At 67.5% G+C, this 14,958-nt stretch carries 15 protein-coding genes; 5 read left to right on the forward strand and 10 right to left on the reverse strand.

Annotated features, from left to right (window positions below):
- Window positions 1–118: 118 nt before the first annotated feature.
- The 6 genes from ACNA7R_RS08720 to ACNA7R_RS08745 all read right to left on the reverse strand — a co-directional run bounded on the left by ACNA7R_RS08720 (window position 119) and on the right by ACNA7R_RS08745 (window position 5,372).
- Window positions 119–286 (reverse strand): hypothetical protein, encoded by a 168-nt coding sequence (locus tag ACNA7R_RS08720; protein ID WP_416283177.1) that lies wholly within the window; start codon window positions 284–286, stop codon window positions 119–121.
- 79 nt (window positions 287–365) lie between these two features.
- The gene (locus tag ACNA7R_RS08725) at window positions 366–1,478 is read right to left on the reverse strand and encodes a pyridoxal-phosphate-dependent aminotransferase family protein (RefSeq protein ID WP_416283178.1); all 1,113 of its coding nucleotides are present in this window, start codon (window positions 1,476–1,478) and stop codon (window positions 366–368) included.
- A gap of 128 nt (window positions 1,479–1,606) precedes the next feature.
- A complete protein-coding gene (locus ACNA7R_RS08730) occupies window positions 1,607–1,792 on the reverse strand; it encodes a hypothetical protein (RefSeq protein ID WP_416283179.1) in 186 nt (61 codons plus the stop codon).
- 60 nt (window positions 1,793–1,852) lie between these two features.
- A complete protein-coding gene (locus tag ACNA7R_RS08735) occupies window positions 1,853–2,878 on the reverse strand; it encodes a DMT family transporter (RefSeq protein WP_416283180.1) in 1,026 nt (341 codons plus the stop codon).
- Window positions 2,879–3,271: 393 nt separating this feature from the next.
- The gene (locus tag ACNA7R_RS08740) at window positions 3,272–4,012 is read right to left on the reverse strand and encodes a plastocyanin/azurin family copper-binding protein (RefSeq protein WP_416283181.1); all 741 of its coding nucleotides are present in this window, start codon (window positions 4,010–4,012) and stop codon (window positions 3,272–3,274) included.
- Between the two features lie 127 nt (window positions 4,013–4,139).
- Complete coding sequence (locus ACNA7R_RS08745; RefSeq protein ID WP_416283182.1) at window positions 4,140–5,372, reverse strand: MFS transporter; 1,233 nt, start codon at window positions 5,370–5,372, stop codon at window positions 4,140–4,142.
- A 113-nt stretch (window positions 5,373–5,485) separates the two neighbouring features.
- Between ACNA7R_RS08745 and ACNA7R_RS08750 the strand changes: the two genes are divergently transcribed.
- Window positions 5,486–6,826 (forward strand): O-acetylhomoserine aminocarboxypropyltransferase/cysteine synthase family protein, encoded by a 1,341-nt coding sequence (locus tag ACNA7R_RS08750; protein ID WP_416283183.1) that lies wholly within the window; start codon window positions 5,486–5,488, stop codon window positions 6,824–6,826.
- Between the two features lie 3 nt (window positions 6,827–6,829).
- Complete coding sequence (metX, locus tag ACNA7R_RS08755; RefSeq protein WP_416283184.1) at window positions 6,830–8,038, forward strand: homoserine O-acetyltransferase MetX; 1,209 nt, start codon at window positions 6,830–6,832, stop codon at window positions 8,036–8,038.
- A 49-nt stretch (window positions 8,039–8,087) separates the two neighbouring features.
- Here metX and ACNA7R_RS08760 read toward each other — a convergent pair whose 3' ends face one another.
- Together ACNA7R_RS08760 and serB are read right to left on the reverse strand one after the other, a co-directional pair.
- Window positions 8,088–8,468, reverse strand: a complete 381-nt coding sequence (locus tag ACNA7R_RS08760) for a hypothetical protein (protein ID WP_416283185.1) — start codon at window positions 8,466–8,468, stop codon at window positions 8,088–8,090.
- 93 nt (window positions 8,469–8,561) lie between these two features.
- Window positions 8,562–9,206: a phosphoserine phosphatase SerB gene (gene serB, locus ACNA7R_RS08765; protein ID WP_416283186.1), complete on the reverse strand. Its 645-nt coding sequence runs from the start codon at window positions 9,204–9,206 to the stop codon at window positions 8,562–8,564.
- A gap of 131 nt (window positions 9,207–9,337) precedes the next feature.
- Between serB and ACNA7R_RS08770 the strand changes: the two genes are divergently transcribed.
- The gene (locus ACNA7R_RS08770; RefSeq protein WP_416283187.1) at window positions 9,338–10,066 is read left to right on the forward strand and encodes a hypothetical protein; all 729 of its coding nucleotides are present in this window, start codon (window positions 9,338–9,340) and stop codon (window positions 10,064–10,066) included.
- 6 nt (window positions 10,067–10,072) lie between these two features.
- Here the strand turns inward: ACNA7R_RS08770 and ACNA7R_RS08775 are convergent, their stop codons facing one another.
- Window positions 10,073–11,311, reverse strand: coding sequence for a mechanosensitive ion channel family protein (locus tag ACNA7R_RS08775; RefSeq protein WP_416283188.1), 1,239 nt, complete (start codon window positions 11,309–11,311; stop codon window positions 10,073–10,075).
- Between the two features lie 157 nt (window positions 11,312–11,468).
- Here ACNA7R_RS08775 and ACNA7R_RS08780 point away from each other — a divergent pair, with 157 nt between their 5' ends.
- Together ACNA7R_RS08780 and serA are read left to right on the forward strand one after the other, a co-directional pair.
- On the forward strand, window positions 11,469–12,365 hold the full coding sequence (locus tag ACNA7R_RS08780; protein ID WP_416283189.1) for an EamA family transporter: 897 nt from the start codon (window positions 11,469–11,471) through the stop codon (window positions 12,363–12,365).
- A gap of 83 nt (window positions 12,366–12,448) precedes the next feature.
- Window positions 12,449–14,035 carry a phosphoglycerate dehydrogenase gene (serA, locus tag ACNA7R_RS08785; RefSeq protein WP_416283190.1) on the forward strand — a complete coding sequence of 529 codons (1,587 nt, stop codon included), beginning with the start codon at window positions 12,449–12,451 and terminating at the stop codon, window positions 14,033–14,035.
- A 36-nt stretch (window positions 14,036–14,071) separates the two neighbouring features.
- Here serA and ACNA7R_RS08790 read toward each other — a convergent pair whose 3' ends face one another.
- Window positions 14,072–14,875 (reverse strand): sulfite exporter TauE/SafE family protein, encoded by an 804-nt coding sequence (locus tag ACNA7R_RS08790; protein WP_416283191.1) that lies wholly within the window; start codon window positions 14,873–14,875, stop codon window positions 14,072–14,074.
- Window positions 14,876–14,958: the final 83 nt, after the last annotated feature.

The raw sequence follows: 14,958 nt of genomic DNA on the forward strand, positions 1-14,958 counted from the left end.
TACGTGTTACCATGGAACATTCGAATATTTCGTACCATGATGGCTGCAGAGTCACGTAACGTGTACCATGGTAGAAACTCTCTGAATCTCGAAATAGTTACATATCCTGCCGGAACGATCATGTGGGACCGCCGATTCGGTCGATCGAAACCGGACGACCGGGCGGTCGCTCGAGCTGCTCGAGTCGGATCCCCGCCTCGAGCCGAATCGAGGGCGGAATACGGGAGTCGAGGTGTCGGAAGTTCGGCCGGTTGCGTCGAGCGACGACGTAGGGTGTCCGTCTCATACGGATTGCTGTAACGATTTACCGGCGCAACCGCGACCCGTGCGGCGGTTGCGCCGGTAATGACTTACAGTAAACCGTATCAGAGGTCGGTGACGTCCTCGATGGCGTCGGTTAGCGCTTCGATCGACTCCAGGTCGTGTTCGCCCATGTGACCGATGCGGAACGTCTTCTCGCCGAGCTGTGAGCCGTAGCCGTTCGAGAAGACGAAGTCGTACTCCTCGCTGACGGCATCGATCGTTTCGGCGACGTCGATTCCCTGCGTGTTCTCGATACAGCTCACCGTCTGGGACTCGTATCCCTCCTCGGGGAACATCCCGAAGTGGTCGCGGGCCCACTCGCGGGTGTACTCGGCCATCTCGCGGTGGCGCTCGTCGCGGGCCTCGTGACCCTCCTCGAGCATGTGTTTCATCTGTTTCCGGTAGGCGAGCATCACCGGAATCGCCGGCGTGGAGTGGGTCTGGCCCTTCCGGTCGTAGTAGTCCAGCGTGCGCTGGAAACCGCCGTACCACGACGCCGAATCCTTCTCGAGTTCGCGCTCGTAGGCGTCATTGCTGACGGTACAGATCGCCAGCCCCGGCGGCATGGCGAACGCCTTCTGCGAGGACGCGAAGATGACGTCGATCTCGTGTTCGTCGACGTCGACGTAGTCGCCGCCCAGCGCGGAGACGGCGTCGACGACAAAGTACGTGTCGGGGTACTCGGCGACGACGTCGCCGATCTCCTCGATCGGGTTTCGGACGCCGGTCGACGACTCGTTCATCACGCAGGCGACGACGTCGTAGTCGGCGTCGCTCGTCTCGAGGGCCTCGCGGATGTCTTCGGGTTTGACCGCCCGCCCCCAGTCGTACTCGAGCCGGTCGACGTTCTTCCCCAGCCGCTCGGCCACGTTGGCGTGGCGCTCGCTGAAGCTCCCGCAGGTCGGAACGAGGATGTTCTCGTCGACGAGGTTCAGCGTCGAGGCCTCCCAGAACTCGGTGCCGGAGGCCGTCAGCACGACCACGTCGTTGTCGGTACCGAGAAACTCCTTCGTGTCCTCGACGATGGTCGTGTAGAGGTCGGTCATCCGGTCCATCCGGTGGCCGAACATCGGTTCGCACATCGCCTCGATGACGTCCTCGCGCACCTCGGTTGGGCCGGGAATGTACAGCGTCTTGTCGGGATAGTCGTCTCTGTATTCGCGTTTTTCCGTCACGGAAACCACCTAAGTAGGGTCCACTGCGTAACGAGACGGTATGGTAGTTGTGATGTCGTCAGTTGTGACGAGACGATCGGCTTCGGTCGCGGTCCGGGACGACACCGCACAACGGTCGTCTGCACCGCTTACGTGTCACCCTGGCCGTAGTCGGGTGTGTCATACTCGTCGTCGCTGATGACCGCCACCGCGCGTTCGAACCGAGCAACGACCAGCGGAAATAGCAGTAGTCCGAACAGCGCCTGGAAGACGGTCGTTTCCGGATCGTCGAGGGTCAGGTTGACGAACGGCGGCCCGCTGCTCGCGTAGACCACGGACGTCGAGTCGGCCGGTAATCCCCCTCGTCGCGTCCTTCCGCTCCGATCCCGGCGGGATCAGTCTGCCGACTGCATCGATCCCGTATAGCGGTCGGTGCCGGCGACGTAGACGTTACCGTCGACGACGATGTCGTCGGCTCTGGCCGCCGCGGCCGCGGGCCGGGTCGGGCCGTAGCCGACGACGGGGGCGCCGAGCTTCCAGAGCGCGTCGATCTTACACAGCGCGAACCCGGCGATGATCAGCGCGAAGCCGCCGATCGTCGCGAGCGTGATCGTCTCGCCGAGCAGCGCCCAGCCGACCAGCGCCGCGATGACGGGCGAGGCGTAGTTGACGAGGCTGAGTTCGCTCGCGCCGACGCGCTCGAGCAGGACGAAGTACGCCAGGAAGCCGCCCGCGGTGGAGACGACGGCGAGGTACGCGAGCGCCGCGGTCGTCTCGGCCGTCAGCGCGGCCCGGAATCCGGCCGCGCTCTCGCCGGGGTGGGCGAAACTCAGCGCGTGGAGCATGGCGGCACCGACGGCCATTGCCCACGTCTGAAGCGGGAGCAGTGAGAGCGTGCCTCGAGTCCGCTCAGTGAGAACCGAGCCGATCGCGAACACGAGCGAGGAGCCGAACAGGAGGGCGACGCCGACGACCTGTCCGTCGAGCGAGCCGCCCGACAGCGCGATGGTGACGACGCCGGCCAGGCCGAGCCCGAGGCCGACGACCGCCGGCGCGCGGATCCGCTCGCGGGGCAACAGCGCCAGCGCGAGCGGGGGCGTCACGATCGGCGTCAGGCTGAGCACGATCGCCGCGACGGCGCTCGAGACGTACGACTGGCCGAGGAACATGAGCCCGTAGTGGCCACCGACGATCAGCCCGCCCGAGACGATAATCGTAACCCAGTCCGCCCTGGTTCGCGGTCGCCACTCGTAGCCGAGCGCGGCGACGGCCGCGACGAACAGGAGGACCGCGCCGTCGAGTCGGAGCGCGGCGAAGAGGATCGGCGGCAGCGTCTCCAGGCCGACCTCGACCGCGCCGAAGGCGGTCCCCCAGGCGACCGCGAGCGCAACGAAGAGAAAGATATCTCGCTGTGAAGTCATTTTATCACGGAACGGTCCGGGGGCATTTGTATTTTGATATTCGGGAGTAGAGTGTCCCTGCATACCGAATTCGGAGAGACTTGCTAGCTAGGAACACGGGAAGAACGATGTATGTTAGTAACTGAGACGGAACGAATTTCCGCCACGAAAACCGGTCCGCTCGAGTCGGGAGACACGACCGATTCGACGGGTGAGCTACCGGCCGTCCCGAAGATCGGTCCGATACGTTTCAGTACGAAAAGAAGGTACCAGTTGCGGCTGCTCCTCGAGAGTCGAGTGCGGCCGGCGAACCCTCGGCTCGGGAAGCGAGGTGTGGTCGCTCGAGGGAGCTACCGCTCCGTCGTCGGGGGGCGCCGCAAAAAAACGGGTGAATCGTCGCGCGGGACGAGTGCGTTACTCGTCGTCTTCGTCGTCGCCGACGAGTTCGTCGTCGCCGTTCTCGTCGTCAGCGCCGTTCTCGTCGTCAGCGCCGTTCTCGTCGTCGGCGCCGTTCTCGTCGTCAACGCCGTTCTCCTCGTCGTCAGCGCCGTTCTCGTCGTCGGCACCGTTCTCTTCGTCGGCGCCGTTCTCCTCGTCGTCACCGTTCTCCTCGTCGTCAGCGCCGTTCTCGTCGTCGGCGCCGTTCTCGCCTTCCTCGATCTCGAAGGCGCCGCGCATCGCGTTCTCGTGGGGACGGCAGACGTACTCTGCCATCTCGTCGCTGGCCTCGAACTCGAGGAACTGGTCGTCGCCGCCCTCGTTCTCCTCGTCGGTCGAGAGGTCGTCGACGACCTCGTCGTCCTCGTCGACGATCTCGATGTTGTGAGCGGAACCGTCGCCCTCTTCCCAGCCGATCTCGTACTCCTCGCCTGCCTGGAGGATCAGCGTCGGGTTCTCTTCGCCGTCGATGTCGTCGGGAGCGACGCCCTCCCAGCCAGCGCTCTGGGCGTCGAGCTCGATCGTCTCGCCGGGCTCGATCTCGACACCGTCACCGTCGGCGCCGTTCTCGCCGTTGTCACCGTTGTCGCCGTTGTCGCCGTTGTCGCCGTTCTCGTCGTCGCCGTTGCCACCACAGCCTGCAACGAGCGTCGTCGCAGCCGCAGCACCCGTGACCTTCATCGCGGTCCGTCGCGAAATGCCGTTATCTCGTGTCATCAACGACGGGTTGGAACCGAGTACATAAAAATTGCAACCCTCCATCCGAGCGTCGCCATGGGCTCTCATACCACGGTTTGCGGTAATATCGACTGGCTCGATTCACCCTCGAAATCGGAGGTGTCGGTTAGCCGTTACCTCCGTCGCTCGCACGAACCGGCTCGTTACGATCGACCGACAGCCGCAGAAAGACGGGGACGGCGACGAGCGCGATCAGGATCTCGAGCCCGCCGACCGCGAGAAACGCCGAGCCGTAGCCGTAGCTTCCGGCGACGGTCCCGCCGATCAGGAACCCGCCGAGGAAGCCGAGGCTCCCCGCGAGGTTGAAACCGGCCATCGCGACGCCGCGCTCGCGCTCGCGCGCGATGTCGGTGACCAGCGCCATCGTCGCCGGCGAGACCAGCGCGCCGAGGACGCCGACGGCGATCATCGCGGCGGCGGCGGTCGCGACCGTCGGCGCGGCGCCGACCGCGAGGATCCCGACGCCGTAACACAGCGAGCCGACGACGATCGGGATCGTTCGTCCGATCCGATCCGAGAGCGCGCCCATCGGGTACTGCAGCAGGGCGAACGGAGCGAAAAAGCACGCCAGCATGAGCCCGGTCGCGCCGGGACCCAGCCCGAACGCGTCCTGGAAGTACAGGGTTCCGACGAGCGCGAAGAAGCCGGCCGTCAGCCGATCGACGAACCCGAACGCGTAGGGGATCGTCAGGGTCGGTCGGCGACGGACGCCCTCGACGAGCGCGCGGGCGGACCGTCGACCCCCGCCGGTTCTGTCGGGGGCGAACGAGACCAGCGCGCCGACACAGACCAGCAGGACGGACGCGACGACCAGCGGCGCCAGCGGGTGGAGTTCCGTCAGTTGCCCGCCCACGGGAGCGCCGAGGGCGGCCCCGAGCCCGATCGCGATCCCCGCCGCCCCCATGTTGCGGCCGTGGCCGCCCTCGAGGTCCATCAGCATCGTCATCGTCAGCGAGAACGCGCCGATCGTCATCGCCCCCTGGAAGAGCCGCAGGACGAGCACGCCCTCGAACGGAACACCGCCGAGGAGGGGTGCGACGGCGAGGGCGGCGTAGCCGACCGCGCCGGCCAGCGCGCCGGCGACGATGAACGGGCGACGACGGCCCACCGCGTCGCTCGCGAGCCCCCAGACCCCGACGAAGGCGACGTAGGCCGCGAACTCGCTCACCAGAAACCACATGCTCGCGTCTAGCGCGGTCTCGGCGAACGGCGAGGCCGTCGCCTCGGCGCCCAGCGTCTCGACGAGCGTCGCGACGCCGGGGTAGAGCAACAGCTGCGAGAACAGCACCGCGAAGACGACCGCCGCGAGGAGGAGCCGGTCGCGGTCACTCGAGTGCACGCCCTCCGGTTCGCACTCGGCGCCTAAGAAGCCGTTCGTCCGGACCGCCTCGGGCCTGCGGTTTTTGCCGTTACTGGGACGCATATGAACGTGGAGAAGTATGCGTACTAAACATGAGCAACGACGAGAGCGACGGGCGCAGCGATCGGTCCGAGTCGCGATTCGGAACCCGCAGCGTTCACGCCGGACAGTCGCCGGATCCCGCGACGGGCGCGATGGCACCGCCGCTCTACCAGACGACCTCCTACGTCTTCGACGACGCCGACGCCGCCGCGGAGCTGTACGCCCTCGAGGGAGAGGGGTACATCTACTCGCGGATCGCCAACCCCACGGTGCGGGTGCTCGAGGATCGCCTGACCTCGCTCGAGGGGGGAGCGGGCTCGGTCGCGACCGGCAGCGGGATGGCTGCGCTCGACTCGGCGGTGTTGATCCTCGCCGAGGCGGGCGACAACGTGGTCTGCTCGACGGACACCTACGGCGGGACAACGGCCTACTTCTCGAAGACCGCCACTCGTCGAGATATCGAGACCAGATTCGTCTCCACGCTCGAGTACGACGCCTACGAGGAGGCGATCGATGAGGACACCGCGTTCGTCCACGTCGAGACGGTCGGCAACCCCTCGCTGGTGACGCCCGACTTCGAGCGCGTCGCCGAGATCGCCCACGAGCACGGCGTTCCGCTCGTCGTCGACAACACGTTTGCGACGCCCGCGCTGTGTCGACCGCTCGAGCACGGCGCCGACGTCGTCTGGGAGTCGACGACGAAGTGGCTCCACGGCTCCGGGACGACGGTCGGCGGGATCCTCGTCGACGGCGGCTCCTTTCCGTGGGGGGAACACGGCTACGACGAGATCGCCGGTCAGAACCACGCCTACCACGACGTCGATTTCTCGCGGGACTTTCCGGAGGCCCCCTTCGCCGCGGCCGCGCGCTATCGCTCGCTGCGCAGCCTCGGCAACCAGCAGTCGCCGTTCGACGCCTGGCAGACCCTGCAGGGTCTCGAGAGTCTCCCCCTGCGCGTCGAGAAACACTGCGAGAACGCCGCGATCGTCGCCGACTACCTCGAGAGCCACGCGGACGTCGCCTGGGTCACCTACCCGGGACTCGAGTCCCACCCGACTCACGACAACGCCTCCCGGTACCTCTCCGATTACGGCGGGATGATCGCGTTCGGGCTCGAGGGCGCGGGCGAGCGCGGCGGGTACGCGGCCGGGAAGACGTTCTGCGAGAACGTCGAGGTCGCCCAGTTCCTCGCGAACATCGGCGACGCGAAGACGCTGGTGATCCACCCCGCGAGCACGACCCACGGCCAGCTCACGCCCGAGGAGCAAGAAGAGGCGGGGGTCACGCCGGATCTCGTCCGGATGTCGGTCGGGATCGAGGACCCCGAGGATATCCTCGCCGACCTCGAGGGAGCGATCGACGAAGCTACACGCGCGGCCGGCGAGGGGTAACTCGTGACGACGAAGGAGACGGTCGACCTCGGCGAGTTCCAGTTCCAGTCGGGGGAGTCGATTCCGACCCTCGAGGTCGCCTACGAGACGTACGGCGATTTCACGGGAGATAACGCGGTCTTCATCTGTCACGCCCTGACCGGCAGTGCCCACGTCGCCCGCCGTCCCGACGCCGGCGACGCGACCGCGGGCCAGGCCCGCGCCTGGTGGGGCGACGTCGTCGGCCCGGGGAAGGCGATCGACACCACCGAGTACTACGTCGTCTGTGCGAACGCGCCGGGATCGTGTTACGGGACGACGGGTCCCTCGAGCACGAACCCCGAAACCGGGGAGCCGTACGGCACGGACTTTCCCCCGGTGACGATCGGGGACTGGACCCGCGCCCAGCGACGGTTGCTCGACGAACTCGGCGTCGGTCGGCTCCACGCGGTCGTCGGCGGCAGCGTCGGCGGGATGAACGTGTTAGACTGGCTCCGACGCTATCCCGACGACGTCGATCGGGCCGCGGGCGTCGCCACGGCCGCCCGACTCGACGCCCAGTGTCTCGCACTCGACACCGTCGCGCGCCGGGCGATCACGAGCGATCCGAACTGGAACGGCGGCCACTACTACGGCGGGCCCGAACCCGAGGACGGGCTGGCCCGCGCCCGCCAGATCGGCCACATCATGTACCTCTCGAAGGCCTCGATGGCCCGGAAGTTCGGCCGGCGGTCGGCGGGCCGCGAGACGGTCCACGAGACCCCGCCCGACCCCGCGGCCGCCTTCTTCCCCTACCGCGAGGTCGAGTCCTACCTCGACTACCAGGCCGACAAGTTCACCGACCGCTTCGACGCCAACAGCTACCTCTACCTGACGCGGGCGATGGACGACTTCGACCTCTCGGCGGGCTACGAGTCCGACGCCGACGCGCTGGCGGCGTTCGAGGGCGAACTCCTCTTGCTGTCGTTTACCGGCGACTGGCACTTCACCGTCGAGCAGGCCGAGGTCGTCGCCGAGGCCGCCCGCGAGGCCGGCGTCGACGTCGCCCACCACGTCGTCGACTCCGACCACGGTCACGACGCCTTCCTCGTCGAACCCGAGAAAGTCGGGCCGCCGCTGTCGGAACTGCTCGAGACCGGGCTCTCCGGGCGGACGATCACGGACACGAACCCCGAAGCCGAGGGCGAGGAGGACTCGTTCGCGCCGGTACACACGAGCCTCTTTTCGAAGTGATTCTGCGAGCGAACTACGGAGTCGGCTCGAGCGATCCGCTTCGCTCCCGTCAGTCGCCGTGGGCGGCCGACGGCTGCTCGATCGGAACGTACTGCTCGCCGAGTCGGCGGTCGGCACGCTGTCGGTCCACCCACCGTCGCAGGTCCCGCGCGAAAAGCGAGAGGCCAGTTACTCGTAGCAGTTGCTGAACCGGCCGCTGAGGCGAGCGAAACGCCGCGATCAGCGACCACATCGACCCCGCGGCGTAGGCGCCCAGCGCCGAGAAGGTCATTCCGAGGGTGAGAAACGTCGTGCCGTACACCATCCCGATCCCCATCGACGGGATGCTCGTCCCGAGGGGAACGCGGGCGCTCGCGTCCCGCAGCGTCGGGGCGAGAAAGAGGATCGAGAGCGTGCTGCCTACCATGAACACCAGGTCTTGCCACATCATCGAGACAACTTACTCGACCCTGAGTAAATAACTCTCTTGGTATCGAAATGGCCCGTTACCGTGGAATTTCAGCGCTGTCCGACAGCTCTCGCGTTACTCGCGGTCCAGCACGCCCTCGGCAAGTAACGTGTCACGAACCTCGGCCATCGAGTGAACGACGACCTCGCAGTGGGGTTCGACCGCGGGTTTGGGATCGAACCCGATCGAGAGGCCGGCGACCCGCAGCATCGGCAGGTCGTTCGCCCCGTCGCCGATCGCGACGGTCTCCTCGAGTGCGGCGCCGACGTGGGTCGCGAGGTCCTCGAGGGCGGTGTCCTTGGTTCCCTCGATCAGCGACCCCTCGACGTCGCCGGTGAGCCGGCCGTCGTCCATCGGCAGCCGGTTCGAGACGATGTGATCGACCGTCGCGCCCTCGCGCTCGAGGGCGGCCTCGACGCCGCGCTCGAACCCGCCGGTGAGGATCGCCGTCGTGACGCCGGCGTCGTTCAGCGACTCGATCAGCGCCCCCGCCCCCTCGCGGAGTTCGACCTCGGCGAAGGCCGCGGCGACGGCCTCCTCGTCGAGTCCCTCGAGCAGCGCCGCTCGCCTGCGGAGGCTCTCGGCGTACTCGATCTCGTCGTTCATCGATCGCTCGGTGATCTCGGCCATCTCGTCGGCGACGCCACACTGCTTTCCGAGGAGCACGGTCATCTCGGAGTCCGAGAGCGTCCCGTCGAAATCGAACGCAACGACTGTCATCGCTCGCCCGTTGTGGGGCCCGGGATAAACCAGTTCAGGTTCCGTCCCGAGGGCGGTCGGCACTCGCTCGGAGCCGCCTCGAGGCGAACCCCACCCGAAAGCTGTTAGCGACGCGCTTCCACCGTCGCGTCATGTCGACGGAGAGACGACTCGAGTACGACAAGGGGCCGTCGCTCGACGACGAGTCCCCGGAAGCGGATCCGGACGACGGGAACGGCGGAGACGACGATCCGGAACGATCGGTCGAGCGCGGCCGTCGACCGACCGTCGAGGCCCCGCCCTGGGCGGTCGGCGCGGCGTCGGGCCTGGGGGCGTTCGCGGCGGTCTTCCTGGTGAGCTACCAGCTCGCCGGGTCGATGTTCGGAACGGGGCTGTTCGCACAGGTCGAAAACGAGCCGAGCCGGTGGGTGATCTCGAGTTTCACGATGCTCGGCAGCCACGGTGCGACGATCGTGGAGGGCGAGGAAGCGGCTCGCGGGCTGTACGCGCCGACGGGAATGTTCGCGTCCCACGTCTCGGCGCTGGTTCCGCTCGTCGTTCTCGGGCTCGTCGGCTACCTGCTCGTCCGATACGTCCGCCTCGAGACCCCCCGGTGTGCAGGGATCTTCGTCGGGACGCTGACCGCGAGCTACGTCGTCCCGCTTGTCGCGCTCGGATCGGTCACGCGGTGGGCGCCCGAGGAGCGCGACCCCGCCGCGGGCGAGGTCGGTGGCCAGCCGGAGGCGCTCTCGATCGCCGTCGACGCGTCGATGGTCCTCTCGACGACGCTCTCGGTCGCCCTGTTCGTCTCCCTCGGTGCCGCCGTCGCGGCCCTGCCCCGGCTGCTCGAGCGCGCGCCGATCGAGACGACGGCGGCGTAGTCGATCCTACTTGTCGGGACTCGGGCCGCTCGGGGCCGACTCCGCCGGCCCGTCGCGTCCGTCCATCGGCTCGTCGCGTCCGTCCATCGGCTCGTCGCGGTCGCCGGTCCGTTCGTCCTCGTCCGTCGGCTTGTCCGGTTCGCGGAAGTCGAGGCGCTGGTCCGCGTCGGCCGACTCCTCGAGGAAGGAGAGTTCGCGCTGGGGGAACGGGATCGTGATCCCCGCCTCGGCGAACCGATCGTAGATGCGACGGTTGAGCTGGTCGACGGCGCGGATCTCGGCCAGCGGGTGGGCGACGTAGGCCTGGAGTTCGAAGATGAGCGCGGAGTCGCCGAACTCGCGAAACAGCAGGCGCGGCTTGGGCGAGTCCCGAACCATCGGCGCGTCCTCGCAGACCTCGATGGCGATCCGCTCGACGGTCTCGTAGTCGGTTCCGTAGGCCGCCGACACCGGCACGTCGACCCGGATGTGTCGTCGCGGTGCCGTCTGGTTGACGACCTGGGTCGAGTTCAGCACCGAGTTCGGCACCGTCACCATCGTGTTCTCGGGCGTGAGCACGGTCGTCGATCGGATACCGATGTCGACGACGGTGCCGCGCATCCCCTCCTCGAGCAGGATGACGTCACCCGGCTTGTACGTGTTGTCGAAGTACAGCGCGACGCCGCCGATCAGGTTGCCGATGGCGTCCTGGGCGGCGAAGCCGATGACGATGCCCAGCACACCCGCCGACGCCAGAAACGGCGTCACCTGGAGGTTCCAGATCGAGACGACGACCAGCGCGGCGACGGCGACCATCCCGATCGTCCAGAAGTTCTGGAAGATCGGCGCGAACTCGTAGTCGTTCCCGGAGCCGTTCGCGACCTCGAGCCAGCGGCTCCCGATCCGGATCGCCGCGCGGGCCCACAGCACCGTCAGCGCCGTCGCGACGGCGTTGCTGAGCAGCGACTCGGCCTCGACGATGCCGAACGTCTGGAGCGAGACGGAGATCCCGATCAGGAGGATCGAGATCGCAAGCGGCGTGTAGATCTCCTCGACGGCCGCCCGCCCGAACGTGGTCGGCTCGTCCTCCTCGAGCGGTCGGAGATAGCGCCGTCCGGCCCAGTGAACGAGACGCGCCAGCAGGTACGAGCCGACGATGACCAGCGAGAGCAACAGCCACTCCCACTCGGGTAGCGCCGTCGACACCGCCGGCTGACCGGCGCCGTCGAGCTGTAGCCACCGCCACGAGCGCGTCGGGAGAGTCATCGAAGACGTGTAAGTCGTGGTTAGGGCGAGTAATATACTGTTGGATGTCACACTCGAGGCTTTTTATACGGGTTCCGAGCCCGCCGGTACCGTGACGGCGATCCGAGCCGTACCCGTCGTCGATGAACAGTGGCGGACGAACGGGTGACGACGACCGATGATCGGGACCTCCCTCGAGGTGGTGGCGCTCGCGCTGGTACCGGCGATCCTGTGGGGGCTCGCGCCGATCTTCGACAAGCGCGGGATGGCGGCCGGCGGCGGCTCGATCCAGGCCGCGCTGGTCGTCGTGGTCGTCCAGCTGGTGTGGTACTGGCTCGCCGTCGCAATCCTCTACGGCGACTCGGCGTTCGCCGGGCTGACGCTCGAGATTCTGGCGGTCTTCGCGTTCGCGGGGGTGATCGGCACGGCGCTCGGTCGGATCGCGATCTTCGTCGGCGTCGATAGGGTCGGCGCGAGCCTCAACAGCACGATCCTCAGCACGCGGCCCCTGTTCGCGACGCTGATCGCGCTCGCGGTGCTCGGCGAACCGCTGGGCCCGGTGACGGGCGTCGGGATCGTGATCCTCGTCGCCGGGCTCTCGACCCTGGCGATCTCGAGGGGCGGCGACCTCGGCGGCTGGACCCCGCGGGATCTGCTGTGGCCGATCCTGGCCGCGGCCACGTTCGCCGTCGCCAACGTCGCCCGCCGGTACGGAATGCTCGAGACGCCGCTCTCGGCGCTCGAGGCCGTTACGATAAACGAAACCGCGGGACTGATCGCGCTGGTCGGCTACGCGCTCGCCGTCGGCGGTCGCGACGTCCTCGAGCGACCCCGCAGTTCCTACCGCTACTTCGCGGTCAGCGGTCTGCTGACGACGGTCGCGATGCTCTCGCTGATGGCCGCACTCGGGCTCGAGGCGGGACGGATCGCCGTCGTCGACCCGCTGGTCGCGACCGCGCCCTTCTTTACGCTCGTGTTCGCCGCCGCGTTGCTCCGGGACCTCGAGCGGGTGACGAAAGGCGTCGTCGTGGGGGCGGCGCTGGTGGTCGTCGGTGCCGTTCTGATCACGATCTGAGGCAGTTTTTGCGTCCGGTGACGGTTTTTGCCACCCGTGTCGACAACGGAAGGGTTTACCCGTTCCAAGGCGGTGTCTCGCGCATGAAGGTGCTCGTGACGGACCCGATCGCGGACGCGGGTCTGGACGTTCTCAGAGACGCCGGCCACGAGGTCGAAACGGGGTACGAACTCGAGGGCGACGACCTGCTCGAGGCGGTGTCGGACGCCCACGGACTGATCGTTCGCTCGGGGACCGAGGTCACCGAGGAGCTGTTCGAGGCGGCCGAGGAGCTCGTCATCGTCGGTCGGGCCGGGATCGGCGTCGACAACATCGACATCGAGGCCGCGACCGATCACGGGGTTATCGTCGCCAACGCGCCGGAGGGCAACGTTCGCGCGGCGGCCGAACACACCGTCGCGATGACGTTCGCGACCGCCCGCTCGATCCCGCAGGCCCACATCCGCCTGAAGAACGGCGAGTGGGCCAAAAGCGACTACCTCGGCGCCGAACTCGACGGTAAGACGCTGGGCGTCGTCGGTCTCGGTCGGGTCGGCCAGGAGGTCGCCAAGAAGCTCGACTCGCTGGGGATGGACATCGTCGCCTTCGACCCCTACATCTCCGAGGAGCGCGCCAGTCGGATCGGCGCCGAACTCGTCGAGTTCGAGCCGTGTCTCGAGCGCGCGGACTTCCTGACGATCCACACCCCCCTCACGCCGGAGACCGAGGGGATGATCGGCGCCGAGGAACTCGACCTGCTCGAGGGCGGCTACCTCGTCAACGTCGGCCGCGGCGGGATCGTCCAGGAGGACGCCCTCGCCGCGAAGGTCGAGGACGGCACCCTCGCGGGGGCGGCGCTGGACGTCTTCGCGGAGGAGCCCCTCGCCGCGGACTCGCCGCTGCTCGAGCACGACGACGTCATCGTGACGCCCCACCTGGGCGCCTCGACGGAGGCAGCCCAGGAGAACGTCGCGACCTCGACGGCCGAGCAGGTCGCCGCGGCGTTCCTCGAGGAGCCGGTCGCCAACGCCCTGAACGCCCCCTCGATCGACGAGAGCGCGTTCCCCCGGGTCAAACCCTACATCGACATCGCCGAAACCGCGGGCAAGGTTGCGGCGCAGTTGCTCGAGGGTCGCACCGAGCGCGTCGAGGTCTCCTACGAGGGTGAGATCGCCGACGAGGACCTGGAGTTCGTCACCGCCTCGGCGCTCAAGGGCGTCTTCGAACCGCTCGAGTGGCAGGTCAACGCGGTCAACGCCCCCCAGATCGCCGAGGATCGGGGCGTCGAGGTCACCGAGTCGAAGACCCGCCAGGCCGCCGACTTCCAGAGCCTGATCTCGGTGACCGTCGGCAACGGCGACGACGAGATCTCCGTCGACGGGACGCTCTTTGCGGGCGAGGACCCCCGCATCGTCCGGATCGACGGCTACCGCGTCGACGCGATCCCCCACGGGAAGATGGTCGTCACGCGAAACACCGACGAGCCGGGGGTCATCGGCCTCATCGGTTCGGTGATGGGCGAGTACGACGTCAACATCGCCGGGATGTTCAACGCCCGCGAGACGATCGGCGGGGAGGCCCTGACGGTGTACAACGTCGACGGACTGGTTCCCGAGGAGGCGAAGCGGGAGCTCAACGAGGACGACCGCATCCTCGGCGTCGACTACATCGTGCTGAACGGACAGAGCTGAACGGCGCCACGCTCGGGTACTCGACGTTTCGTCCGCTCAGCCGATGCCGAGTCCGTTGAGAAGGAGCTGAACGCCGACGATCACGAGCAGTCCGAGCACGCCGAGTCGCCGGCTTCGATCCTCAATACGGGGTCGCACGCGCCGTCCGAGGAAAACGCCGCCGAGTGCCGGAACCGCGAGCGCGACCGAAACCAGTGCGACGCCGACCGACGGATACAGACCAAACGCCGCGGCTGCACCGACCCGAACGGCGTTGATTCCGAGGAACACGAGTGCGAGGACGCCGACGAACAGCCCCGGATCGAGATCACGGCTCCGAACGTAGGCGACGATCTGGACGCCGACGTTCGTCGCCCCGAAGACCAGCCCGGAGACGCCGCCCAGCGCGACCATCATTCCCGTTCGTTCGACGAAACAGTGGTGTTTGACCGCGCCGAGCCCCGGAACCGGGATCGTTCGCTGTGTCACGCCGACGTACGAGAGCGTTACCACACCGAGCGCGACCAGCAGCGGCTCCGTCGGGATCGACTCGAGCGCGGCCATTCCGATAATCGTCCCGACGAGCGTCGCGACGACGTACGGAAAGAACCGCCGGCCACACGTGCGGACGTCCCGCGGCTCGAGTTCGCCGAGCAGCGAAACGTTCGTCGCGAGAATCGGGACGATCATGAGGACGACGGCGACCGAGGGGTCGACGATCGTCGCCAGTATCGCCGTCCCGACGAGTGCGAACCCGAAGCCGGCGATCCCGGTGACGGCGCCGGCCAGGAGGAGCGCCAGGAGAACGAAAACGGTGGTAGCCGGGTCAGTGGCCCCGAGCAGAGATAGGTGAGCGGACACGCGTGTCGATAGCTTCGTGCGGACGGGAGATAACGCTACCCCGACTCATACGGTTTACTGTAAGTCATTACCGGCGCAACCGC

The organism is Natronococcus sp., assembly GCF_047921035.1.
GTDB lineage: Archaea > Halobacteriota > Halobacteria > Halobacteriales > Natrialbaceae > Natronococcus.